The 24833-nt window shown below is 42.8% G+C and carries 9 protein-coding genes, 24 tRNA genes and 6 rRNA genes; 1 reads left to right on the top strand and 38 read right to left on the bottom strand.

The annotated features are described in order from the left end of the window. From BR87_RS01220 to BR87_RS01210, 3 genes are read right to left on the bottom strand one after another with little or no spacing between them, the layout of a single operon-like run. Window positions 1-279, bottom strand: coding sequence for an OadG family protein (locus tag BR87_RS01220; protein ID WP_035027683.1), 279 nt, complete (start codon window positions 277-279; stop codon window positions 1-3). Window positions 280-294: 15 nt separating this feature from the next. Further along, on the bottom strand, window positions 295-1716 hold the full coding sequence (locus BR87_RS01215; RefSeq protein ID WP_035027679.1) for an oxaloacetate decarboxylase subunit alpha: 1422 nt from the start codon (window positions 1714-1716) through the stop codon (window positions 295-297). A gap of 38 nt (window positions 1717-1754) precedes the next feature. Beyond that, window positions 1755-3398 (bottom strand): phosphoenolpyruvate carboxykinase (ATP), encoded by a 1644-nt coding sequence (locus BR87_RS01210; RefSeq protein ID WP_035027676.1) that lies wholly within the window; start codon window positions 3396-3398, stop codon window positions 1755-1757. A 316-nt stretch (window positions 3399-3714) separates the two neighbouring features. Between BR87_RS01210 and BR87_RS01205 the strand changes: the two genes are divergently transcribed. Beyond that, window positions 3715-4143, top strand: a complete 429-nt coding sequence (locus BR87_RS01205) for a GNAT family N-acetyltransferase (RefSeq protein ID WP_035027673.1) — start codon at window positions 3715-3717, stop codon at window positions 4141-4143. Window positions 4144-4257: 114 nt separating this feature from the next. On the opposite strand, the gene BR87_RS01200 is transcribed toward BR87_RS01205, so the two are convergent. The 35 genes from BR87_RS01200 to BR87_RS01030 form a co-directional block, all read right to left on the bottom strand. Continuing rightward, window positions 4258-5058: an arginase family protein gene (locus BR87_RS01200; protein ID WP_035027670.1), complete on the bottom strand. Its 801-nt coding sequence runs from the start codon at window positions 5056-5058 to the stop codon at window positions 4258-4260. 516 nt (window positions 5059-5574) lie between these two features. Next, window positions 5575-5658 (bottom strand) — tRNA-Leu (locus BR87_RS01195). Window positions 5659-5689: 31 nt separating this feature from the next. Continuing rightward, window positions 5690-5760: transfer RNA gene (locus BR87_RS01190), tRNA-Cys, on the bottom strand. 36 nt (window positions 5761-5796) lie between these two features. Beyond that, window positions 5797-5868: transfer RNA gene (locus BR87_RS01185), tRNA-Gln, on the bottom strand. Between the two features lie 10 nt (window positions 5869-5878). Further along, window positions 5879-5951: transfer RNA gene (locus BR87_RS01180), tRNA-His, on the bottom strand. Window positions 5952-5985: 34 nt separating this feature from the next. Beyond that, window positions 5986-6059: transfer RNA gene (locus tag BR87_RS01175), tRNA-Trp, on the bottom strand. Between the two features lie 31 nt (window positions 6060-6090). After that, a tRNA-Tyr gene (locus tag BR87_RS01170) sits at window positions 6091-6174 on the bottom strand. Window positions 6175-6187: 13 nt separating this feature from the next. Then, window positions 6188-6260: transfer RNA gene (locus BR87_RS01165), tRNA-Phe, on the bottom strand. Between the two features lie 40 nt (window positions 6261-6300). Beyond that, window positions 6301-6376 (bottom strand) — tRNA-Asp (locus BR87_RS01160). Window positions 6377-6393: 17 nt separating this feature from the next. Beyond that, window positions 6394-6466: transfer RNA gene (locus tag BR87_RS01155), tRNA-Val, on the bottom strand. 9 nt (window positions 6467-6475) lie between these two features. After that, window positions 6476-6547: transfer RNA gene (locus BR87_RS01150), tRNA-Glu, on the bottom strand. Between the two features lie 13 nt (window positions 6548-6560). Beyond that, window positions 6561-6649, bottom strand: a tRNA-Ser gene (locus BR87_RS01145). A gap of 57 nt (window positions 6650-6706) precedes the next feature. Then, window positions 6707-6779, bottom strand: a tRNA-Asn gene (locus BR87_RS01140). A gap of 11 nt (window positions 6780-6790) precedes the next feature. Beyond that, window positions 6791-6906 (bottom strand): 5S ribosomal RNA (gene rrf / locus BR87_RS01135). Window positions 6907-6997: 91 nt separating this feature from the next. Beyond that, window positions 6998-9919 (bottom strand): 23S ribosomal RNA (locus tag BR87_RS01130). Between the two features lie 208 nt (window positions 9920-10127). Beyond that, window positions 10128-11689, bottom strand: a 16S ribosomal RNA gene (locus BR87_RS01125). Together the 16S, 23S and 5S rRNA genes with 12 tRNA genes alongside form the textbook arrangement of a ribosomal RNA operon. Window positions 11690-12385: 696 nt before the next feature. Further along, window positions 12386-13735 carry an FAD-binding oxidoreductase gene (locus BR87_RS01120; protein ID WP_035027667.1) on the bottom strand — a complete coding sequence of 450 codons (1350 nt, stop codon included), beginning with the start codon at window positions 13733-13735 and terminating at the stop codon, window positions 12386-12388. 374 nt (window positions 13736-14109) lie between these two features. Continuing rightward, window positions 14110-14880, bottom strand: coding sequence for an ABC transporter permease (locus BR87_RS01115; protein WP_035027664.1), 771 nt, complete (start codon window positions 14878-14880; stop codon window positions 14110-14112). Window positions 14881-14893: 13 nt separating this feature from the next. After that, entirely contained in the window at window positions 14894-15808 is a 915-nt protein-coding gene (locus BR87_RS01110; protein ID WP_035027661.1) for an ABC transporter ATP-binding protein, read from the bottom strand. Window positions 15809-16386: 578 nt separating this feature from the next. After that, a tRNA-Leu gene (locus BR87_RS01105) sits at window positions 16387-16470 on the bottom strand. A gap of 31 nt (window positions 16471-16501) precedes the next feature. Continuing rightward, a tRNA-Cys gene (locus BR87_RS01100) sits at window positions 16502-16572 on the bottom strand. A 36-nt stretch (window positions 16573-16608) separates the two neighbouring features. Further along, window positions 16609-16680 (bottom strand) — tRNA-Gln (locus BR87_RS01095). A 10-nt stretch (window positions 16681-16690) separates the two neighbouring features. After that, window positions 16691-16763: transfer RNA gene (locus BR87_RS01090), tRNA-His, on the bottom strand. A gap of 34 nt (window positions 16764-16797) precedes the next feature. Continuing rightward, window positions 16798-16871 (bottom strand) — tRNA-Trp (locus BR87_RS01085). Window positions 16872-16902: 31 nt separating this feature from the next. Continuing rightward, window positions 16903-16986, bottom strand: a tRNA-Tyr gene (locus BR87_RS01080). A gap of 13 nt (window positions 16987-16999) precedes the next feature. Next, window positions 17000-17072: transfer RNA gene (locus BR87_RS01075), tRNA-Phe, on the bottom strand. 40 nt (window positions 17073-17112) lie between these two features. Next, window positions 17113-17188, bottom strand: a tRNA-Asp gene (locus BR87_RS01070). 17 nt (window positions 17189-17205) lie between these two features. Next, window positions 17206-17278, bottom strand: a tRNA-Val gene (locus BR87_RS01065). A 9-nt stretch (window positions 17279-17287) separates the two neighbouring features. Next, window positions 17288-17359 (bottom strand) — tRNA-Glu (locus BR87_RS01060). A gap of 13 nt (window positions 17360-17372) precedes the next feature. After that, window positions 17373-17461 (bottom strand) — tRNA-Ser (locus BR87_RS01055). 57 nt (window positions 17462-17518) lie between these two features. Next, a tRNA-Asn gene (locus tag BR87_RS01050) sits at window positions 17519-17591 on the bottom strand. An 11-nt stretch (window positions 17592-17602) separates the two neighbouring features. Beyond that, window positions 17603-17718: ribosomal RNA gene (gene rrf, locus BR87_RS01045) — 5S ribosomal RNA — on the bottom strand. 91 nt (window positions 17719-17809) lie between these two features. Continuing rightward, window positions 17810-20731: ribosomal RNA gene (locus BR87_RS01040) — 23S ribosomal RNA — on the bottom strand. 208 nt (window positions 20732-20939) lie between these two features. After that, window positions 20940-22501: ribosomal RNA gene (locus tag BR87_RS01035) — 16S ribosomal RNA — on the bottom strand. Window positions 22502-23196: 695 nt separating this feature from the next. Continuing rightward, complete coding sequence (locus tag BR87_RS01030) at window positions 23197-24828, bottom strand: glycoside hydrolase family 13 protein (protein WP_035027658.1); 1632 nt, start codon at window positions 24826-24828, stop codon at window positions 23197-23199. Window positions 24829-24833: the final 5 nt, after the last annotated feature.

The following is a 24833-nucleotide window of genomic DNA, read 5'->3' as shown; positions in this document are numbered from 1 at the left end:
CTAATGAATTCTTTTAATCTCCGTTATTTGATAGCTTTTATTTTGTTGATCTTCGTTTGCTAAAATAAGTGCCATTAAGGCAGCCGCTAATTCTGTTTCTTCGTCTTTTACGACAATTGGTTCTTCTGTATGATCAGTTGCTGAAGGGGCTGCTTTTTCTTTACGCTGAATGAAGCGGTGCATTACTTCAATGACAAATTGTAAAATAACCAACGCTAAAAAAACAATGACTAGACTGGTTACCATAACTATAACTCCATCTATCAAAGTAAAGTCCATCTTATGTCGTCTCCTTTACATCACTGCTCTTATTTTGATCAACTTGTTTTCTTGCTGCTCGCTTTTATTTACAGTTGAGTTGGCATTTATTTGGGAGTATTTCTTTTCAAGAAAAGCTTTGCCGACTTGAGGAAACATAGCATACGTTAAAACATCTTCATCTTTTTTTGCCAACTCACCCAATTCAGCTTTTAAGCGATCAAACTCCGGTAAAATATGATTAGCCGGCCGATCCACGATCACTTCTTCGTCTTTAATGATCTGCTTTCGAAAAGCTTCTTTGACAGGTACCGGACTTTGCCCATAGGAGCCTCGCAGATATTCTTTAATTTCATTTGGCACCATTTGGTATCTTTCACCTGACAACACGTTAAAAACGGCTTGTGTGCCTACCATTTGACTCATTGGTGTAACTAAAGGCGGATAGCCTAGATCTGCTCGGACCTTTGGTACTTCTTTTAAAACTTGGTCGTATTTATCTGTGGCTTTCGCTTGCTCTAATTGACCGTATAAATTAGATAACATTCCTCCTGGTACTTGATACAAAAGCGCCTTGGGATCAACCCCCATCATTTTAGGGTTTAATACACCTGAAGCTAAATAATGATCTCGTATCGGCTTAAAATAATCAGCAATCTCTTCCAATAATGCAACGTCTACTCTTGTTTTTGCTTCTCCTTCATTTAAAGAAAGCACCATCGATTCAGTCGGAGGTTGACTCGTCCCTTCTGAAAACGGCGAAATAGCTGTATCAATTCTATCTACTCCAGCTTCCACTGCTTTTAAATAAGTCATTTGAGAAATTCCGCTGGTCGCATGAGTATGGAGGCTTAGTGGAATAGTCAGCCCTTCCTTTAACCTTTTAACTAATTTGTCAGCTGTATACGGTGTTAAGATCCCTGCCATATCTTTAATACAAATGGAGTCAGCTCCCATTTGCTGCAATTGCTCCGCTAACTTAGCATAGTAATCAATCGTATGAACATCACTGATCGTGTAGCAAATCGTCAGCTCCGCATGTCCCCCATATTTCTTCACAGCTTTCAAAGAAGCTTCTAAGTTACGCGTATCATTCAAAGCATCAAAAATACGGAAAACATTAATACCATTTTCGTGAGCTTTTTCAATAAATTTATCGACAATGTCATCTGCATAATGACGATAGCCTAATAAGTTTTGTCCTCTTAGTAACATTTGAAGTTTTGTCTGAGGTGCTCTTTTTTTTATCTCGCGCAAACGTTCCCAAGGGTCTTCATTTAAGAAACGAATAGCTGCATCAAAGGTAGCCCCGCCCCAACACTCTAAGGAATAATAACCGGTTCGATCCATTTTTTCGATAATGGGCAGCATTTCTTCCGTTGTCATACGAGTGGCCATTAAACTTTGATGAGCGTCCCGTAAAACGGTTTCTGTAATTTCCAGATATTTTTCTGACATTTTTACATCACTCCTATTCAGAGTAAAAAGTACTTGGACTAACGATCCACAACTTTTTTCATTGCTTCTAACGCTTCATTCGGTAAAACATCCATTCCGCCTGCTTCATTTTTTTCTTGTATATGTTCTATACGCATTTGAATCCGGTCAAAAACAAGTTGTTTATAGGCTTCGTCCGTAAAGTCCGGCTCATACCCGGCCACTTTTAGATAGCTCATCTGCTCAATTCCGCAAAATGATTCAAATTCTGCAGTCCCATCAACAATTGATTCAATGCTGTTCAGTGTCACTTCGGGAGTAATTTTTTTATCTAAGAAAAATCCGGTGTTCAGAATATAGCACTCTATTTTTTGCTCTTTAAACAGCTGTTTAAATTGTTGATAGTCTTCTGCCAGCGGATAAACCCGGAAAGGATTTGCATAAGGAACAATTACTAGCTTATTCATGTCTACTCCTTCTTTTAGCCGCTCTGCTGAGGAACGTTTAGTAGCCAATGTTGCTCCAAAGCTCGCTGCTAATACGGGATCTTCTACTTTAATGACAGGCGGAAGACTTTCATCTTTCATAATCCAGTAAATAGCATCAATCGGTTCATCAAACCGGTCGACACGATTAGGAGTAGAATAGCGCGATTTAACTGTACGTCCATTACCATTACGCAAGTCTTCAGTTAACAGAACTTTATTTCCAGCTTCATCTAAAGTGACAGCTACATTTTGAACAGTAACAAAGTAATCGACTTCTTCATGGTTCGAAGGGTAATCTTGTGTTTTGTCAAAGTAAGCCGGTTCTAAAGCAATTGAAGATCCATCAGATAAAGAAATAATAAAGGCATCGTCATGCAACACTTCAATTTGGTATTTTTGATTGTGTTTCGCATGTGTCAGTGTTGATTTGCCTGAACCAGACAATCCAAAGAAAGCCGAAACGTAATTTGATCCATCCGCTAATGTGAATTTCTTTTGGCCTCCATGACAAGAAGCATACCCCATTCGATGAGCTGTAGCCCAAGCTAGCGTCAAAGTAGCTTTTTTCAATTCGCCAAAATAATTCATTCCTAAAATAATAGCTGCATTATGGTCTGTATCAAAATAAGCTAATCCCATAGGATAATCAGGATGATGCCAAGTCGGATCTGAATAAATAAAAATATCTCCAGCATTGATTTTACGAGATGCTGCATACATCTTATCGTAGAAATCATTGGTTACTTGGAAATTCAACAGCCAGGAATACAGATTATTTTCTTGTCCTTCCGGTACTGAAAGATGGGCCTTGACCATGAATTCTGAATCCAAACCTACATAAGCAGCTGTTTTATAACGTTTTTTTAAAGACCCTTGGTAAATAGCATCTCGAACGATTGCCGCTAACTTAGCATCTTCCTCTTGGTTGTTTCCTACGATTCTTCGAGCCGCCGCCGTTCTTCCAACTACTGAGCCACCATTTTCGACTAAAACCTTTGTATCCTTGGGTAAGTCTAATTTTTCTGGGTATTTCACAGGTAAATCTGTCACGATAGTAACTGGAGCTTTTAGAGCTAATTCATAAGCCTCAGCTACGCTCGTTACTTTATTCACATTATTTCCGTACATAGAAGTCTCAATCACTGCTCGCAATGGCGAAAAAATCGGGTTGTCTTTTCTTATTTCTGATTTTTGAAAAGTTTCTTTTGTCGACATATGATTCTCTCCTTATCTCATTAGTAGCTACCTGTTCAAAAGTACAGCAGTAATGTGCACCACACCTTCCACCTTCCACTACTTAAAGCTTTCCTCCTCTCATTTAAACTTAAAAACCCCTAGTATATAAAGCGCTTTCATATCTCTCTTTATCATACAAATAATGTTGTCAAAATGCAATAAAAAACAGCTTGTTACTTACTTAAGTATAAAAATTTATGAACATGTCTAAGCATACTTCTCTTGTTGACTTTCATTCAATGCTTTGTCAAAATAGAACTTATCAATTTGTAATTTTAGGAGGACTGGATTACTGATGAAGATTCATATAGGTAACGAAATTTGGAATAAAGCAGCCGCTTTTTATGTGCGCATGTCTGTCTTTGTCCTAGAACGAAATATGAAATTGGAAGAAGAGTTTGATGAACAGGATCGATCCTCTTTAGTTTATGTGGTAATTTATGAGAATAAACAGCCTGTATCTACTGGAAGATATGAATTACTTGATGATGCAACGATTCGAATTGGACGAATTGCCACATTGAAAGAATATCGCGGTCAGAACTTGGGAAGAACTGTCATTCAAACATTAGAAAAAATTGGTCGTAAGAAAGGATGCACACAAGCTGTTATCCATTCCGAACAGTCTGCTGCTTCTTTTTATAGAGAAATAGGCTACACAACAGCATCTGAAGAATTTTATGAGAATGAAGTACCTTGTGTCCTTTTGAAAAAAGACCTGTAACAAGCTTGATTAATACTTGCTCTCCGGCTAAATTTTTCCAGTCCTCATTAAGAGAAAAAAGCCTCTCAAATAAATACATCTAGCTGTTTTCTTTTTATTATTTTGTTTTATGAATCAAGGCTTCTTTAAGGTAAAAGCCACACTTACTTGTTTCATTTTTTTAGCTAGAAAATCAAATAACCACTTATTTATTGCAGCGGATTTTTTCCGGTATTCAGTTATAGGGTAACGAAATTCTGAAGTATAATCCCATTCTAAATCTCCGCACACATCTGCGCCTATCAACTGATGAGCGTGGAGAACTAAATCTATTGACTGAATCAACTTTTCTATTTTAATATTACCTTGGTTCCAATTAGTCTGAACTTCTTTTTCTGATAATATATCTCGGTCTACACTAATGTAGATATCGGTAGTTGGAATAGTTTCAGAAATTTCCGCCATTTTCTCATCAGTCATTGCTTCTTCTCTAATAATCTCAATTTTCTGACCAACTTCAGGCAACATCTCTTTTTCTTGTTCTTCTCCTACCCCAATAATGTAAACTTTTTTTAAATTAGGTAAATAAAGAACTGCATCATTTATCCAAGACCCGCAAGAAATCAAGTCTTTGTAAGCAAGCTTTCCAGCGTCATTATGGTGATCATAGACAATCAAAGTAAAAGAAGTTTTTATCTTTTTCAATAGCCCATAAGACAAGTAATGAAAATTTCCATTACCCAGAAAGAAAAGCTTGGATGTTGATTGAGCATCTATTCTTTGAAAGATAGTCTGCATTGCTTCTGCAGAACATATTGCATTTGTCCCGTAAATATCCGCAATATCAATTATGCACGAGTAAAGGTCTTGATAGATTTTTTCAATACTATCCTTGTACTTATTACTAATAATGGTTACATTACTTTCATTTTGCATTCACTACCAGCTCCTAACTGCTTACTTTCTATTATAGTATCCGTTTTCATTTTTACAATAGAAATCTTAAGGCACTTAATAAAAGGTATTAAGCATATAGCTTTTAGGTTCCATTATTTTTCCAGTTCATTTAACTACATAACCTCTTCAATTAACTACTATTAAAAAAAGTGCCTTTCAGCACATTTTGAAATCACCACTACCTGTTATCGAAAAGAAAGGCTCTTTTTCGTGTTGGTAATTCTTAAATAGTGAAATTTCCTCCGAAATTTATGTGTCTGCTTGCAAGAAGCCATGGGATCGTCTGGAGCCTTATCTGTCTCCAGCCTTTCAAGCCTCAAACGAAGCATAACCGCTTCGTTTGAGGCTTGAATCCTTTACATGGCTGCAAGCAACCACTATTCCTCCAAAAACATCAAGATTGTAGAATAGATCCATTTTGCTTAGCAACATCAAAAATGATAGAACCAAAGAAAAAAGCACCAACAGTACAAAGACTGCTGGTGCTTTTTAGAATACCGGCGGCCGGAATCGAACCGGCACGCCCTTGCGGGCACAGGATTTTGAGTCCAGCGCGTCTACCAATTCCGCCACGCCGGCAAGATAAGATGAACGTCCCATTTATCAGATAAGGCGGTAACCGGATTTGAACCGGTGATGAAGGTTTTGCAGACCTCTGCCTTACCACTTGGCTATACCGCCATTTTTAAAATGGAGTGTTGTATTTATTGTAAAAAACTGGGCTAGCTGGATTCGAACCAACGCATAAGGGAGTCAAAGTCCCTTGCCTTACCGCTTGGCTATAGCCCAAAAATAAAAAGGCGACTGATGGGGTTCGAACCCACGCATGCCGGAACCACAATCCGGTGTGTTAACCACTTCACCACAATCGCCATGGTATGAATTATCTCGTCATTATTTTAAAAATGGCAGGGGTAGTAGGAATTGAACCCACACTGATGGTTTTGGAGACCATAGTTCTACCTTTAAACTATACCCCTATTTAAAATAAGGTTATTCTTTTTAAATAAATGGTGGAGGGGGGCAGATTCGAACTGCCGAACCCGAAGGAGCGGATTTACAGTCCGCCGCGTTTAGCCACTTCGCTACCCCTCCGCTTTAAAAAAGGTGGCCTGGGACAGAATCGAACTGCCGACACCTTGAGCTTCAATCAAGTGCTCTACCAACTGAGCTACCAGGCCATATTGGAACCTTTCGGTTCATTACATACGTCAATAAAAATGGCGGTCTCGACGGGAATCGAACCCGCGATCTTCTGCGTGACAGGCAGACATGTTAACCCCTACACCACGAGACCAATAGTATTGCGTAAAATGGAGGTTAACGGGATCGAACCGCTGACCCTCTGCTTGTAAGGCAGATGCTCTCCCAGCTGAGCTAAACCTCCTGAAGTACATGACCCGTACGGGATTCGAACCCGTGATACCGCCGTGAAAGGGCGGTGTCTTAACCACTTGACCAACGGGCCGAAATTAGTGTAACGGAGAGTAAGGGATTCGAACCCTTGAGACAGTGTGCACCGCCTACATGATTTCCAATCATGCTCCTTCGGCCGCTCGGACAACTCTCCAAGTTGGTTCTGTTAACACTCTCATTTGGTTACTTTTTTCCATAGACAACTATGTAACTCCGCAAGCAGGGCTCGAACCTGCGACATCATGATTAACAGTCATGCGCTCTACCAGCTGAGCTATTGCGGAATAAAAAAGATGCACGGCAACGTCCTACTCTCACAAAGGGAAACCCTTCACTACCATCGGCGCTAAGAAGCTTAACTGCTGTGTTCGGCATGGGAACAGGTGTGACCTTCTTGCCATTGCCACCGCACATCTTGCATATAAGAGAACGTTGTTCTCTCAAAACTGGGTATTGTTTACTGTAAAGTTGGTTTTAAACCGTTCGTTCACCGTTTAAAAAATTGGTTAAGTCCTCGACCGATTAGTATTGGTCCGCTCCATACATCGCTGTACTTCCACTTCCAACCTATCTACCTGATCATCTCTCAGGGGTCTTACTCACTTACGTGATGGGAAATCTCATCTTGAGGGGGGCTTCACGCTTAGATGCTTTCAGCGTTTATCCCGTCCACACATAGCTACCCAGCAATGCCCTTGGCAGAACAACTGGTACACCAGCGGTGTGTCCATCCCGGTCCTCTCGTACTAAGGACAGCTCCTCTCAAATTTCCTGCGCCCGCGACGGATAGGGACCGAACTGTCTCACGACGTTCTGAACCCAGCTCGCGTACCGCTTTAATGGGCGAACAGCCCAACCCTTGGGACCGACTACAGCCCCAGGATGCGATGAGCCGACATCGAGGTGCCAAACCTCCCCGTCGATGTGGACTCTTGGGGGAGATAAGCCTGTTATCCCCAGGGTAGCTTTTATCCGTTGAGCGATGGCCCTTCCATGCGGAACCACCGGATCACTAAGCCCGACTTTCGTCCCTGCTCGACTTGTAGGTCTCGCAGTCAAGCTCCCTTCTGCCTTTACACTCTACGAATGATTTCCAACCATTCTGAGGGAACCTTTGGGCGCCTCCGTTACACTTTAGGAGGCGACCGCCCCAGTCAAACTGCCCGTCAGACACTGTCTCCCAGCCAGATCATGGCTGAGGGTTAGAGTGGTCATACAGCAAGGGTAGTATCCCACCATTGCCTCCACCAAGACTAGCGTCCTGGCTTCATTGGCTCCTACCTATCCTGTACAAGCTGTACAAACACTCAATATCAAACTGCAGTAAAGCTCCATGGGGTCTTTCCGTCCTGTCGCGGGTAACCTGCATCTTCACAGGTACTATAATTTCACCGAGTCTCTCGTTGAGACAGTGCCCAAATCATTACGCCTTTCGTGCGGGTCGGAACTTACCCGACAAGGAATTTCGCTACCTTAGGACCGTTATAGTTACGGCCGCCGTTTACTGGGGCTTCAATTCTGAGCTTCGCCTTACGGCTAACCCATCCTCTTAACCTTCCAGCACCGGGCAGGCGTCAGCCCCTATACGTCATCTTTCGATTTAGCAGAGACCTGTGTTTTTGATAAACAGTTGCTTGGGCCTATTCACTGCGGCTGACCAAATGGTCAGCACCCCTTCTCCCGAAGTTACGGGGTCATTTTGCCGAGTTCCTTAACGAGAGTTCTCTCGCACACCTTAGGATTCTCTCCTCGACTACCTGTGTCGGTTTGCGGTACGGGCAGATCGTTTCTCACTAGAAGCTTTTCTTGACAGTGTGACATCAGAAACTTCGGTACTTGATTTCCCTCCCCATCACAACTTGTCCTTAAGGGAATAAGCATTTGACTCATTCCCAGACTTATTGCTTGGACGTGCATATCCAACAGCACGTATTCCTTAGCCTACTGTGTCCCTCCATCGTTCAAACAAAACGAACTGGTACAGGAATCTCAACCTGTTGTCCATCGTCTACGCCTATCGGCCTCGACTTAGGTCCCGACTAACCCTGGGAGGACGAGCCTTCCCCAGGAAACCTTAGTCATTCGGTGGACGGGATTCTCACCCGTCTTTCGCTACTCATACCGGCATTCTCACTTCTAAGCGCTCCACCAGTCCTCACGGTCCAGCTTCGACGCCCTTAGAACGCTCTCCTACCATAGAACCAAAAGGTTCTATCCACAGCTTCGGTGTTCTGTTTAGCCCCGGTAAATTTTCGGCGCAGGGTCACTCGACTAGTGAGCTATTACGCACTCTTTAAATGATGGCTGCTTCTGAGCCAACATCCTAGTTGTCTAAGCAACCCCACATCCTTTTCCACTTAACAGAAACTTTGGGACCTTAGCTGGTGGTCTGGGCTGTTTCCCTCTCGACTACGGATCTTATCACTCGTAGTCTGACTCCCGGATATAAATCAATGGCATTCGGAGTTTATCTGAATTCGGTAACCCGAGAAGGGCCCCTAGTCCAAACAGTTGCTCTACCTCCATGATTCTAATTCCGAGGCTAGCCCTAAAGCTATTTCGGAGAGAACCAGCTATCTCCAAGTTCGATTGGAATTTCTCCGCTACCCACACCTCATCCCCGCATTTTTCAACATACGTGGGTTCGGTCCTCCAGTGCGTATTACCGCACCTTCAACCTGGACATGGGTAGATCACTTGGTTTCGGGTCTACGACCACATACTCATTCGCCCTATTCAGACTCGCTTTCGCTGCGGCTCCGTCTCATCAACTTAACCTCGCATGGGATCGTAACTCGCCGGTTCATTCTACAAAAGGCACGCTATCACCCATTAACGGGCTCTAACTACTTGTAAGCACACGGTTTCAGGTGCTGTTTCACTCCCCTTCCGGGGTTCTTTTCACCTTTCCCTCACGGTACTGGTTCACTATCGGTCACTAGGGAGTATTTAGCCTTGGGAGATGGTCCTCCCGGATTCCGACGGAATTTCTCGTGTTCCGCCGTACTCAGGATACTGATCAGAGTGAACGAAGTTTCAGATACGGGGCTTTTACCCTCTTTGGCAGACCTTTCCAGGTCGCTTCTCTTACTTCATTCATTTATGACTCTATGTGTTCAGTCCTACAACCCCAGAAAGCAAGCTTTCTGGTTTGGGCTTTTCCCGTTTCGCTCGCCGCTACTCAGGGAATCGAATTTTCTTTCTCTTCCTGCAGGTACTTAGATGTTTCAGTTCTCTGCGTCTACCTCTGTTGACCTATGTATTCAGTCAACAGTAACACCCGATAAAGGGTGTTGGGTTTCCCCATTCGGAAATCTCTGGATCACAGCTTACTTACAGCTCCCCAAAGCATATCGGCGTTAGTCCCGTCCTTCTTCGGCTCCTAGTGCCAAGGCATCCACCGTGCGCCCTTATTAACTTAACCTATGGTTGTTGTTAATAGGAATCTTCTCATCTTATAAAAGATAAGGATTCGTTTCAAACTCTTACAAACGCGGTGTGTTTCTCGGTTTCTTACAATTTTTACAATTAAACAATATCCAGTTTTCAAAGAACAACGATTTTGAGAAGATTAAACCTCTCAAAACTGAACAAAAGAAGAACGACTGTGTAGGTTCCGTTAAATTCCTTAGAAAGGAGGTGATCCAGCCGCACCTTCCGATACGGCTACCTTGTTACGACTTCACCCCAATTATCTATCCCACCTTAGGCGGCTGGCTCCCAAAAGGGTTACCTCACCGACTTCGGGTGTTACAAACTCTCGTGGTGTGACGGGCGGTGTGTACAAGACCCGGGAACGTATTCACCGCGGCGTTCTGATCCGCGATTACTAGCGATTCCGGCTTCATGCAGGCGAGTTGCAGCCTGCAATCCGAACTGAGAATGGCTTTAAGAGATTAGCTTGACCTCGCGGTCTTGCGACTCGTTGTACCATCCATTGTAGCACGTGTGTAGCCCAGGTCATAAGGGGCATGATGATTTGACGTCATCCCCACCTTCCTCCGGTTTATCACCGGCAGTCTCACTAGAGTGCCCAACTGAATGCTGGCAACTAGTAATAAGGGTTGCGCTCGTTGCGGGACTTAACCCAACATCTCACGACACGAGCTGACGACAACCATGCACCACCTGTCACTTTGTCCCCGAAGGGAAAGCTCTATCTCTAGAGTGGTCAAAGGATGTCAAGACCTGGTAAGGTTCTTCGCGTTGCTTCGAATTAAACCACATGCTCCACCGCTTGTGCGGGTCCCCGTCAATTCCTTTGAGTTTCAGCCTTGCGGCCGTACTCCCCAGGCGGAGTGCTTAATGCGTTAACTGCAGCACTGAAGGGCGGAAACCCTCCAACACTTAGCACTCATCGTTTACGGCGTGGACTACCAGGGTATCTAATCCTGTTTGCTCCCCACGCTTTCGAGCCTCAGCGTCAGTTACAGACCAGAGAGTCGCCTTCGCCACTGGTGTTCCTCCACATATCTACGCATTTCACCGCTACACGTGGAATTCCACTCTCCTCTTCTGCACTCAAGTTCCCCAGTTTCCAATGACCTTCCCCAGTTGAGCTGGGGGCTTTCACATCAGACTTAAAGAACCGCCTGCGCTCGCTTTACGCCCAATAAATCCGGACAACGCTTGCCATCTACGTATTACCGCGGCTGCTGGCACGTAGTTAGCCATGGCTTTCTGGTTAGATACCGTCAGGGGATGAGTAGTTACGCTCATCCTTGTTCTTCTCTAACAACAGAGTTTTACGATCCGAAAACCTTCTTCACTCACGCGGCATTGCTCCGTCAGACTTTCGTCCATTGCGGAAGATTCCCTACTGCTGCCTCCCGTAGGAGTCTGGGCCGTGTCTCAGTCCCAGTGTGGCCGATCACCCTCTCAGGTCGGCTACGTATCATTGCCTTGGTGAGCCATTACCTCACCAACTAGCTAATACGCCGCGGGTCCATCCATAAGTGACAGCCGAAACCGTCTTTTATCCATCCACCAGGAGGTGGTTGGAGTTATGCGGTATTAGCATCCGTTTCCGAATGTTATCCCCCACTTATAGGCAGGTTACCCACGTGTTACTCACCCGTCCGCCACTCTTTGATTCTGGTGGGTGCAAGCACCCGGTAGAATCAAAGCGTTCGACTTGCATGTATTAGGCATGCCGCCAGCGTTCGTCCTGAGCCAGGATCAAACTCTCATAAAAGTAGTTGTTGCCTCGAAAGGTTCCAACCGATTATGCTGTTTGAAGCTCTTTTGACTTGCTAGCGAAATTTCTTTCACTTTGTTACTTTTGGTTTAACCGTTGTTAAACCACCTTACACAGTTATTTCGTTCTTGCTTTGTTCAGTTTTCAAAGGTCTAATGTGTTTGCTGTTTTGTGTTTTTAACAACTTCTATATCTTAGCAAACTTTTTTTTGCTTGTCAACAATTAATTTGAATATTTTTCTTTTTTTTGGATTTTTATTCAATCCCTTAAAAGAAAACTATAATCGCTTCATTGCTTTAACAGCATAGCATAGGTTGCTTATATAAGTCAATAAATATTCTACAAAAAAATCATTTTGAATTTTTATTCATTATTTTACTGCTTCCTTTGTTAGCTGACGACTTATAATACTTTACACTGCTACCTGCTTCTTGTCAATTAGTTTTTTCTATTTATTTTTATTTTTTATGTTGCTTCACTTCACTATTAAAAATAGAGCTGATGCATAGAAGATCAACTCTATTTTTATTCCACTACTGTCGCCATTGAAGTATGTTTTTAACCTTTGGTAAAGGAATGCAAAACAAGTCTTTTATATCTTCTAGTATTGGTTAGCTGATCTATATTCTTTTGATCCATTGACCAGCACTTGAATTTCTTTATCTTATTCTTATCTCAAAAATTTTGTTTCACTATTGAATATTCAGTGTTCCACTAAAACAATTAGTAGGATCATATTTTTGTTTAAGTTGTTTTAGTTTCTTTAAGTTGGCTGGTTTATACATTTGATTTAATTCATCCACTTGAGTGATACCTAAGAAATTAATATCTATTCCTTCAGAAAATCCTTTCAACAAGCCCCACTTTTTCTTCCACTTTTCATTAGCTGCTAGCGCTTCTTCTGCTGCAGCAAATCCTTTTCGTAAAATGACCAGATAACGACTGTCTCGATGAGAATAAGCCATTGCGCCATTTTCAACTTTCCCAAAGTTGCCTCCTAAAACTTTTACTTGAGCGATTAATCGCGGATCTCCACTTTCTCTTAATTCTTTTGTCAATTCATTGAGCAATGAATTGGATATATTTGACGTATACAAATTGAATATTAGTGTACTTCCACTCGGATCAATAGGCGGAAATAAATCAGCATAAGAAGTAGGCTTAACTTCATCAAAAAGATAACCTTTAAAGTTCTGTAAATCCTTTAATATTTCGGTACAGTTTATTTGCCTTCCTTTGAAACAAATCATTAACTCAATCACTAATTGATTTTTATTTTTTTCAGGCATTTTATCAGTAAAAGGAAATGTGGTAAAAGAAAGCGTTCCATTCAATTCCTCTGGAGCATGATACAGATAATCAGCTAATTCTTGAATAGTTTTTTGATCAAATGCATAATATAGATTGCCTGCTAATACGGTTCCTCCTTCATGAGCTTCAAAAATAAACTCTGTGACCACTCCAAAATTTCCTGCCCCACCACGTATAGCCCATAATAAATCAGGGTGTTTGTCTTTTGACACAATGACTACTTCTCCATCTGCATTAATTAAACGCGCTCCGCAAATACGATCTGCAGTTATACCAAACTTACGAACAAAAAAGCCCATGCCGCTTCCTTGAGCATTGCCGCCAACTCCTACTCCTCCCATATCTCCAGAAGTAATAGCTAAATCATAGGGTGTCAAAGCTTGAGCAACGTTAAACCAATTAGCTCCGCCACCTACACGAACTCTTTTGGACGTTTCTTCTACTACAACTTGATTTAAAGCGGCAATATCAATGACTACTTTTTCATCTCCTGAACTAAAGCCAGAGGCACTGTGACCAGTGCTTTTAATCGTAAACGGCCATTCATTTGCTCGACAATACCGAATCGTTTGAACTACATCTGCTTCACTCTGACAGTTTACAATAGCAACTGGTTGAGGATCGAAAATAAGGTTCTTAACTCTTTTTAACTTTGTATATTCCTTATCCTCTTTGGTATACACTTCTCCGCTTATTGTAGACCTTAATTCTTCACTATTAAATAACTTCATGCTACTATTCCTCCTTTATCTATCTCTGCTTTTAATGCCTCTCTCTTATTGTAAAACAATTGATTCTTTTCGTGAATTTTTAACTCTTCTTCGTTTCTTTAGCTTTTTTACAGAAATACATAATTTGGAAAAATTAATAGTTTTTTTAATAATGGAAATGCGGTTATTATTAGCAGATATGTATGAATGATTGAAGAAATAAAGAATGTAGTAGTTTTTTAGACCAATGAAAATGTCCAAGGTTCCAAAAGCTAAAAAAGACAGAAACTTATTATTTGCTCAAATAATAAGTTTCTGTCTTTTTTTACTATATTAAACTAAATACCAAAAAACTCCCTTTAAATCTAAGTTTTTATCCAGTCCGTTTTGTACTATTAACTTCTCAAACCATATCCTTTATCAATTAAGTACCAACAAATAGCGTAAAGCACTACGATAAAAAGAATAAGAATTGTCTCAGATGCAATAATCGATACATCTGTTGTTCCTAGAAAACCATAGCGAAAACCGGAAATCATATAAACGATTGGGTTAACTTTTGAAATAGCTTGCCAGACGGGCGGCAACATTGAAATGGAATAAAATACACCGCCGAGATAAGTCAAAGGCTGTAAAACAAAAGTCGGTACTATAGAGACATCATCATAAGATTGGGCAAAAATGCCATTTATTAAACCTGCTAGTGAAAATAAAATAGCCGTCATCAAAAGGGTAATGACAATAATAAACCATGAATAAACATGAAGAGGCACAAAGAAAAGAGAAATGATCGTCACAAGTGTGCCCACTAGAACACTTCTTCCAAGTCCGCCAATAACAAACCCCCAAATGATTATATGTGCCGGAACTGGTGCAACTAATAATTCTTCAATATTCTTCTGAAACTTCTGAGAAAAAAATGAAGAAGATACATTGGAATAAGAGCTTGTGATTGCTGACATCATAATAAGTCCAGGCACAATAAATTCCATATAGGAGAACCCGCCCATCTCTCCGATTCTTCCCCCAATCATTTTCCCAAAGATAATAAAGTATAGTGATGTAGTGATTACTGGCGGCACTAAGGTTTGCACCCAAATACGCAAATAGCGATTGGTTTCTTTTATCGATAAACTTTTTAGAGCAGTAAAATACAGATTAAACATTTTTTACCTCCACTTAATGATTTTCTTCTGTGATTTTTAAAAATAGTTCTTCTAATCTATTAGATTTATTCCGCATGGAAAGAACTTTTATTCCTTGGTTGGTAAGCTGCTCAAATATGGCATTGACTCCTTGATTGCGTTCAACTTCAACAGCAAGAGTTAATTTGTCTTCAAAAGAACTCTTATACCCTGTAATTTCAAGTTTTTTATCATAAGGAGCTAAATCAAAGATAAAAGTTTCAAATTGTAATTTTGAAAGAAGATCTTTCATACTAGTGTTCACAATCAACTCACCTGATTGAATAATTCCAATATTCCGGCAAAGCATCTCCGCTTCTTCTAAGTAATGAGTTGTCAGAATAATAGTTGTGCCACTTGCATTCAACTCTCTTAGAAAAGCCCACATTTCACGTCTTAACTCAATATCTACTCCTGCTGTTGGCTCATCTAAAATAAGCAATCGGGGTTCATGCATTAATGCACGTGCAATCATTAATCTCCGTTTCATTCCACCTGAAAGCATGCGTGCGCGTACATTGCGTTTTTCCCATAAGTCAGATTGTTTTAAATATTTTTCACTGCGTTTTAAAGCTTCTTTATGAGAAACACCGTAATACCCGGCTTGATTAACCAAAATTTGTTGGACAGTTTCAAAAGGATTGAAATTAAATTCTTGAGGAACTAAACCAATCTGCTGCTTTGCACGCACTAAGTCTGTATCAATATCATAACCAAAAACGGTTACTTTTCCTGATGTTTTGTTCACAAGCGAGGTAATAATTCCAATTGTCGTCGATTTACCCGCACCATTAGGACCTAACAGTGCATAAAAGTCACCTTCTTCTACCGTTAAATTAATTCCACGCAACGCTTCGACGTCTGAAGCATATACTTTTCTTAAGTTATTTATTTCAAGTGCAAATGTCATTTAATTACTAACTCCTTATAGATATGATTTATGATTTCTTATTATATCATTTATTTACACAGATGAAAAAAGGTAACATACAAAGCATGTCAACTTAGTATGGAAAAGAATACTTATTTCTACCTACTACAATTGCCCATTCAAGTTAATTTTAAATGTACTTCTTTCTCCGGCCTTGTCCAATGTTGTATAACCATTTTAAGAACCGAAAAACCAATCTACTATTGCCAAGTTTTGGTAGGCTATAGGAAAACCAAAATTAGAGTTCTATTATTTTTAGTGTTAGTAAGAAGAATGAGTCTATTTCACAACTTAAAATTTCGGAGGAATAGCGGCTCCTTGCAGCCATGTAAAGGATTCAATGCGAATTACGAAGCGGTTAGGCTTCGTTTGAGGCTTGAAAGGCTGGAGACATGTAAGGCTCCAGTCGTCCCCATGGCTCTTGCAAGCAGACGCGTAAATTCCGGAGGAAATTTCATTATTAAGCATGACCAACACAATTCGATAAAGAACCAAAATTAGACCATAAAAAAGTAGTATCAACAGTCGTTAAACAATTGATACTACTTTTTTTAGAATACCGGCGGCCGGAATCGAACCGGCACGCCCTTGCGGGCACAGGATTTTGAGTCCAGCGCGTCTACCAATTCCGCCACGCCGGCAAGATAAGATGAACGTCCCATTTATCAGATAAGGCGGTAACCGGATTTGAACCGGTGATGAAGGTTTTGCAGACCTCTGCCTTACCACTTGGCTATACCGCCATTTTTAAAATGGAGTGTTGTATTTATTGTAAAAAACTGGGCTAGCTGGATTCGAACCAACGCATAAGGGAGTCAAAGTCCCTTGCCTTACCGCTTGGCTATAGCCCAAAAATAAAAAGGCGACTGATGGGGTTCGAACCCACGCATGCCGGAACCACAATCCGGTGTGTTAACCACTTCACCACAATCGCCATGGTATGAATTATCTCGTCATTATTTTAAAAATGGCAGGGGTAGTAGGAATTGAACCCACACTGATGGTTTTGGAGACCATAGTTCTACCTTTAAACTATACCCCTATTTAAAATAAGGTTATTCTTTTTAAATAAATGGTGGAGGGGGGCAGATTCGAACTGCCGAACCCGAAGGAGCGGATTTACAGTCCGCCGCGTTTAGCCACTTCGCTACCCCTCCGCTTTAAAAAAGGTGGCCTGGGACAGAATCGAACTGCCGACACCTTGAGCTTCAATCAAGTGCTCTACCAACTGAGCTACCAGGCCATATTGGAACCTTTCGGTTCATTACATACGTCAATAAAAATGGCGGTCTCGACGGGAATCGAACCCGCGATCTTCTGCGTGACAGGCAGACATGTTAACCCCTACACCACGAGACCAATAGTATTGCGTAAAATGGAGGTTAACGGGATCGAACCGCTGACCCTCTGCTTGTAAGGCAGATGCTCTCCCAGCTGAGCTAAACCTCCTGAAGTACATGACCCGTACGGGATTCGAACCCGTGATACCGCCGTGAAAGGGCGGTGTCTTAACCACTTGACCAACGGGCCGAAATTAGTGTAACGGAGAGTAAGGGATTCGAACCCTTGAGACAGTGTGCACCGCCTACATGATTTCCAATCATGCTCCTTCGGCCGCTCGGACAACTCTCCAAGTTGGTTCTGTTAACACTCTCATTTGGTTACTTTTTTCCATAGACAACTATGTAACTCCGCAAGCAGGGCTCGAACCTGCGACATCATGATTAACAGTCATGCGCTCTACCAGCTGAGCTATTGCGGAATAAAAAAGATGCACGGCAACGTCCTACTCTCACAAAGGGAAACCCTTCACTACCATCGGCGCTAAGAAGCTTAACTGCTGTGTTCGGCATGGGAACAGGTGTGACCTTCTTGCCATTGCCACCGCACATCTTGCATATAAGAGAACGTTGTTCTCTCAAAACTGGGTATTGTTTACTGTAAAGTTGGTTTTAAACCGTTCGTTCACCGTTTAAAAAATTGGTTAAGTCCTCGACCGATTAGTATTGGTCCGCTCCATACATCGCTGTACTTCCACTTCCAACCTATCTACCTGATCATCTCTCAGGGGTCTTACTCACTTACGTGATGGGAAATCTCATCTTGAGGGGGGCTTCACGCTTAGATGCTTTCAGCGTTTATCCCGTCCACACATAGCTACCCAGCAATGCCCTTGGCAGAACAACTGGTACACCAGCGGTGTGTCCATCCCGGTCCTCTCGTACTAAGGACAGCTCCTCTCAAATTTCCTGCGCCCGCGACGGATAGGGACCGAACTGTCTCACGACGTTCTGAACCCAGCTCGCGTACCGCTTTAATGGGCGAACAGCCCAACCCTTGGGACCGACTACAGCCCCAGGATGCGATGAGCCGACATCGAGGTGCCAAACCTCCCCGTCGATGTGGACTCTTGGGGGAGATAAGCCTGTTATCCCCAGGGTAGCTTTTATCCGTTGAGCGATGGCCCTTCCATGCGGAACCACCGGATCACTAAGCCCGACTTTCGTCCCTGCTCGACTTGTAGGTCTCGCAGTCAAGCTCCCTTCTGCCTTTACACTCTACGAATGATTTCCAACCATTCTGAGGGAACCTTTGGGCGCCTCCGTTACACTTTAGGAGGCGACCGCCCCAGTCAAACTGCCCGTCAGACACTGTCTCCCAGCCAGATCATGGCTGAGGGTTAGAGTGGTCATACAGCAAGGGTAGTATCCCACCATTGCCTCCACCAAGACTAGCGTCCTGGCTTCATTGGCTCCTACCTATCCTGTACAAGCTGTACAAACACTCAATATCAAACTGCAGTAAAGCTCCATGGGGTCTTTCCGTCCTGTCGCGGGTAACCTGCATCTTCACAGGTACTATAATTTCACCGAGTCTCTCGTTGAGACAGTGCCCAAATCATTACGCCTTTCGTGCGGGTCGGAACTTACCCGACAAGGAATTTCGCTACCTTAGGACCGTTATAGTTACGGCCGCCGTTTACTGGGGCTTCAATTCTGAGCTTCGCCTTACGGCTAACCCATCCTCTTAACCTTCCAGCACCGGGCAGGCGTCAGCCCCTATACGTCATCTTTCGATTTAGCAGAGACCTGTGTTTTTGATAAACAGTTGCTTGGGCCTATTCACTGCGGCTGACCAAATGGTCAGCACCCCTTCTCCCGAAGTTACGGGGTCATTTTGCCGAGTTCCTTAACGAGAGTTCTCTCGCACACCTTAGGATTCTCTCCTCGACTACCTGTGTCGGTTTGCGGTACGGGCAGATCGTTTCTCACTAGAAGCTTTTCTTGACAGTGTGACATCAGAAACTTCGGTACTTGATTTCCCTCCCCATCACAACTTGTCCTTAAGGGAATAAGCATTTGACTCATTCCCAGACTTATTGCTTGGACGTGCATATCCAACAGCACGTATTCCTTAGCCTACTGTGTCCCTCCATCGTTCAAACAAAACGAACTGGTACAGGAATCTCAACCTGTTGTCCATCGTCTACGCCTATCGGCCTCGACTTAGGTCCCGACTAACCCTGGGAGGACGAGCCTTCCCCAGGAAACCTTAGTCATTCGGTGGACGGGATTCTCACCCGTCTTTCGCTACTCATACCGGCATTCTCACTTCTAAGCGCTCCACCAGTCCTCACGGTCCAGCTTCGACGCCCTTAGAACGCTCTCCTACCATAGAACCAAAAGGTTCTATCCACAGCTTCGGTGTTCTGTTTAGCCCCGGTAAATTTTCGGCGCAGGGTCACTCGACTAGTGAGCTATTACGCACTCTTTAAATGATGGCTGCTTCTGAGCCAACATCCTAGTTGTCTAAGCAACCCCACATCCTTTTCCACTTAACAGAAACTTTGGGACCTTAGCTGGTGGTCTGGGCTGTTTCCCTCTCGACTACGGATCTTATCACTCGTAGTCTGACTCCCGGATATAAATCAATGGCATTCGGAGTTTATCTGAATTCGGTAACCCGAGAAGGGCCCCTAGTCCAAACAGTTGCTCTACCTCCATGATTCTAATTCCGAGGCTAGCCCTAAAGCTATTTCGGAGAGAACCAGCTATCTCCAAGTTCGATTGGAATTTCTCCGCTACCCACACCTCATCCCCGCATTTTTCAACATACGTGGGTTCGGTCCTCCAGTGCGTATTACCGCACCTTCAACCTGGACATGGGTAGATCACTTGGTTTCGGGTCTACGACCACATACTCATTCGCCCTATTCAGACTCGCTTTCGCTGCGGCTCCGTCTCATCAACTTAACCTCGCATGGGATCGTAACTCGCCGGTTCATTCTACAAAAGGCACGCTATCACCCATTAACGGGCTCTAACTACTTGTAAGCACACGGTTTCAGGTGCTGTTTCACTCCCCTTCCGGGGTTCTTTTCACCTTTCCCTCACGGTACTGGTTCACTATCGGTCACTAGGGAGTATTTAGCCTTGGGAGATGGTCCTCCCGGATTCCGACGGAATTTCTCGTGTTCCGCCGTACTCAGGATACTGATCAGAGTGAACGAAGTTTCAGATACGGGGCTTTTACCCTCTTTGGCAGACCTTTCCAGGTCGCTTCTCTTACTTCATTCATTTATGACTCTATGTGTTCAGTCCTACAACCCCAGAAAGCAAGCTTTCTGGTTTGGGCTTTTCCCGTTTCGCTCGCCGCTACTCAGGGAATCGAATTTTCTTTCTCTTCCTGCAGGTACTTAGATGTTTCAGTTCTCTGCGTCTACCTCTGTTGACCTATGTATTCAGTCAACAGTAACACCCGATAAAGGGTGTTGGGTTTCCCCATTCGGAAATCTCTGGATCACAGCTTACTTACAGCTCCCCAAAGCATATCGGCGTTAGTCCCGTCCTTCTTCGGCTCCTAGTGCCAAGGCATCCACCGTGCGCCCTTATTAACTTAACCTATGGTTGTTGTTAATAGGAATCTTCTCATCTTATAAAAGATAAGGATTCGTTTCAAACTCTTACAAACGCGGTGTGTTTCTCGGTTTCTTACAATTTTTACAATTAAACAATATCCAGTTTTCAAAGAACAACGATTTTGAGAAGATTAAACCTCTCAAAACTGAACAAAAGAAGAACGACTGTGTAGGTTCCGTTAAATTCCTTAGAAAGGAGGTGATCCAGCCGCACCTTCCGATACGGCTACCTTGTTACGACTTCACCCCAATTATCTATCCCACCTTAGGCGGCTGGCTCCCAAAAGGGTTACCTCACCGACTTCGGGTGTTACAAACTCTCGTGGTGTGACGGGCGGTGTGTACAAGACCCGGGAACGTATTCACCGCGGCGTTCTGATCCGCGATTACTAGCGATTCCGGCTTCATGCAGGCGAGTTGCAGCCTGCAATCCGAACTGAGAATGGCTTTAAGAGATTAGCTTGACCTCGCGGTCTTGCGACTCGTTGTACCATCCATTGTAGCACGTGTGTAGCCCAGGTCATAAGGGGCATGATGATTTGACGTCATCCCCACCTTCCTCCGGTTTATCACCGGCAGTCTCACTAGAGTGCCCAACTGAATGCTGGCAACTAGTAATAAGGGTTGCGCTCGTTGCGGGACTTAACCCAACATCTCACGACACGAGCTGACGACAACCATGCACCACCTGTCACTTTGTCCCCGAAGGGAAAGCTCTATCTCTAGAGTGGTCAAAGGATGTCAAGACCTGGTAAGGTTCTTCGCGTTGCTTCGAATTAAACCACATGCTCCACCGCTTGTGCGGGTCCCCGTCAATTCCTTTGAGTTTCAGCCTTGCGGCCGTACTCCCCAGGCGGAGTGCTTAATGCGTTAACTGCAGCACTGAAGGGCGGAAACCCTCCAACACTTAGCACTCATCGTTTACGGCGTGGACTACCAGGGTATCTAATCCTGTTTGCTCCCCACGCTTTCGAGCCTCAGCGTCAGTTACAGACCAGAGAGTCGCCTTCGCCACTGGTGTTCCTCCACATATCTACGCATTTCACCGCTACACGTGGAATTCCACTCTCCTCTTCTGCACTCAAGTTCCCCAGTTTCCAATGACCTTCCCCAGTTGAGCTGGGGGCTTTCACATCAGACTTAAAGAACCGCCTGCGCTCGCTTTACGCCCAATAAATCCGGACAACGCTTGCCATCTACGTATTACCGCGGCTGCTGGCACGTAGTTAGCCATGGCTTTCTGGTTAGATACCGTCAGGGGATGAGTAGTTACGCTCATCCTTGTTCTTCTCTAACAACAGAGTTTTACGATCCGAAAACCTTCTTCACTCACGCGGCATTGCTCCGTCAGACTTTCGTCCATTGCGGAAGATTCCCTACTGCTGCCTCCCGTAGGAGTCTGGGCCGTGTCTCAGTCCCAGTGTGGCCGATCACCCTCTCAGGTCGGCTACGTATCATTGCCTTGGTGAGCCATTACCTCACCAACTAGCTAATACGCCGCGGGTCCATCCATAAGCGACAGCCGAAACCGTCTTTTATCCATCCACCAGGAGGTGGTTGGAGTTATGCGGTATTAGCATCCGTTTCCGAATGTTATCCCCCACTTATGGGCAGGTTACCCACGTGTTACTCACCCGTCCGCCACTCTTTGATTCTGGTGGGTGCAAGCACCCGGTAGAATCAAAGCGTTCGACTTGCATGTATTAGGCATGCCGCCAGCGTTCGTCCTGAGCCAGGATCAAACTCTCATAAAAGTAGTTGTTGCCTCGAAAGGTTCCAACCGATTATGCTGTTTGAAGCTCTTTTGACTTGCTAGCGAAATTTCTTTCACTTTGTTACTTTTGGTTTAACACTGTTAAACCACCTTACACCGTTATTTCGTTCTTGCTTTGTTCAGTTTTCAAAGGTCTAATGTATTTGCTGTTTTGTGTTTTTAACAACTTCTATATCTTAGCAAACTTTTTTTTGTTTGTCAAAGGTTTTTTTGAATAAAATTAAATTATACTGGATAAATATCCAATTTCATTTTTCACAACTAAACCTGTATTCAACATTTAAGATTCTACCACAGTTTATTATCAATTGTCAAAGCTTTTGTTTCTTTTGAAAATAAACTTTTGTAACCCTTTGCATATCGAGGGTTGCAACATCCATTACTATAACAAGTTTTTATTAAGAGGTCAATAACAATTTCAAAAAAATTCATCTACGTTTTAAAGACGAACGTTCACAGAAACATTCTTTTTATTTCTCGTATATATATGCAGATGGATTTGAATAAAGGAACTTTTCTTGCCAAGCATTCTAAATCGTTCGTTTTACTCTAATAAATAAGAAAAGAGAGACAAGCCCGCCTTGATCCACTAGACATTGAATATAAAAAAACTTATAATACCCTACTCTATAAAAAAAGTTTTAAAGAACTTCCTAGTCCTTTAAAACTCTTCACCTAACTCAATTGGTAAACAACAGCCTCATAAGGTCGAAGCATTAAGTTTGATAACTCCATTCCACTGTTCATGTAATTGCTTAAAATAATTGAATCTGCCTGACGAGAAGGATCTTTATAAACTGCCGTTGTTCCATAAAAATTAATCACAACTAACCAGGTTTCGCCATTGTAACTGCGTTCGTATACATATAACTGAGGGTCTTCTGGCAATAGTTCCCGATACTCTCCCCAAACTACCAATTCGTGCTCTTTCCGTAGTTGTATTAATTTTTGATAATGCTTAAAAATACTATCTTCCTTTAAGTAATCAGCAGCTACATTTATTTCTCTATAAAGAGGGTTTAAAGCTAACCAAGGTGTTCCGGACGTAAAGCCGGCATGTACTGTAGCATCCCATTGCATTGGACGTCTTGAATTATCGCGTCCCTTTTTATTAATAGACGCTAAAATAGCTTGAGGATCACAACCTTGTGCTATGCGTTCATGGTACATATTTTTACTTTCGATATCATCAATCTCTTCTATAGAAGAAACAGGAGTGTTGATCATACCAATTTCTTCTCCTTGGTAAATATACGGTGTTCCTTTCAATAGATGTAAAAATGTCGCAAACATTTTTGCTGAAACAACTCGGTATTCTTCAGAATCATCTCCCCAATTGGAAACAATGCGCGGTATATCATGATTATTCCAAAATAAACTATTCCAGCCTTTTCCATCCAATTCAGTTTGCCATTTAGTGAAAACAGCTTTTAATTCAATAAAATCAAGCGGCTTTGTATCCCATTTTGGTTTATCCGGCTGCTGGTCTAAACCAATGTGTTCAAATTGAAATACCATTGATAGCTCTTCACGGTCAGGATCGGAATACAGTTTTGCAATCTCAGGAGTTGCTCCCCATGTCTCACCAACTGTCAGTACATCGTAATTGCCAAAGGTTCGTTGATTCATTTCTTGCAAATAATCATGTAATTTCGGTCCATTCGTAGTAATTAGTTCATCTGGTACTTTTCCGATAGTGTCAATAACATCCATTCGGAATCCGCCAATACCTTTTTCTAGCCAAAAATTCATCATGTTCCAAATTTGTTCACGGACTTCGGGGTTTTCCCAATTCAAATCTGGCTGTTTCTTACTATAGAGATGCAAGTAATATTGTCCGGAATTTTCATCAAATTCCCAAGCTGGACCGCTGAAAACTGATAACAGTTCATTGGGCAGTCCTCCATCTTCAGCTGGGTCCCGCCAAATATAGAAATCACGAAATGCATTATCGCGTCCTTTTTGAGCTTCAATAAACCAAGGATGTTCATCGGATGTATGGTTAACAACTAAATCCATTACCATTCGAATGTTTCTCTTTCTGGCTTCTTCAATCAATCTTTCCATGTCCTCCATCGTTCCGAATTCTGGAGAGATAGCTTGATAATCGCTGATATCGTAACCGTTATCGTCATTTGGCGATTGATAGACTGGACTCAACCAAATAACATCAATGCCTAATTCAGCTAAGTAATCCAAACGCTGGATAATTCCTCGTAAGTCTCCAATTCCATCTCCATTACTATCTTGGAAACTTCTAGGATACACTTGATAAACAACTGAACTATGCCACCACTTTTTTTTCATTTTAC

The organism is Carnobacterium mobile DSM 4848 (genome assembly GCF_000744825.1).
In the GTDB taxonomy this organism is placed as follows: domain Bacteria; phylum Bacillota; class Bacilli; order Lactobacillales; family Carnobacteriaceae; genus Carnobacterium_A; species Carnobacterium_A mobile.
Note: the sequence above shows the minus strand (reverse complement) of the source record. Positions and strands in the feature narration are given on the sequence as shown.

What these genes read in the sequence shown, in the direction of transcription:
- BR87_RS01220 (WP_035027683.1), bottom strand. Translation starts at nt 279, where the DNA reads ATGGACTTTACTTTGATAGATGGAGTTATAGTTATGGTAACCAGTCTA.
- BR87_RS01215 (WP_035027679.1), bottom strand. Translation starts at nt 1,716, where the DNA reads ATGTCAGAAAAATATCTGGAAATTACAGAAACCGTTTTACGGGACGCT.
- BR87_RS01210 (WP_035027676.1), bottom strand. Translation starts at nt 3,398, where the DNA reads ATGTCGACAAAAGAAACTTTTCAAAAATCAGAAATAAGAAAAGACAAC.
- BR87_RS01205 (WP_035027673.1), top strand. Translation starts at nt 3,715, where the DNA reads ATGAAGATTCATATAGGTAACGAAATTTGGAATAAAGCAGCCGCTTTT.
- BR87_RS01200 (WP_035027670.1), bottom strand. Translation starts at nt 5,058, where the DNA reads ATGCAAAATGAAAGTAATGTAACCATTATTAGTAATAAGTACAAGGAT.
- BR87_RS01120 (WP_035027667.1), bottom strand. Translation starts at nt 13,735, where the DNA reads ATGAAGTTATTTAATAGTGAAGAATTAAGGTCTACAATAAGCGGAGAA.
- BR87_RS01115 (WP_035027664.1), bottom strand. Translation starts at nt 14,880, where the DNA reads ATGTTTAATCTGTATTTTACTGCTCTAAAAAGTTTATCGATAAAAGAA.
- BR87_RS01110 (WP_035027661.1), bottom strand. Translation starts at nt 15,808, where the DNA reads ATGACATTTGCACTTGAAATAAATAACTTAAGAAAAGTATATGCTTCA.
- BR87_RS01030 (WP_035027658.1), bottom strand. Translation starts at nt 24,828, where the DNA reads ATGAAAAAAAAGTGGTGGCATAGTTCAGTTGTTTATCAAGTGTATCCT.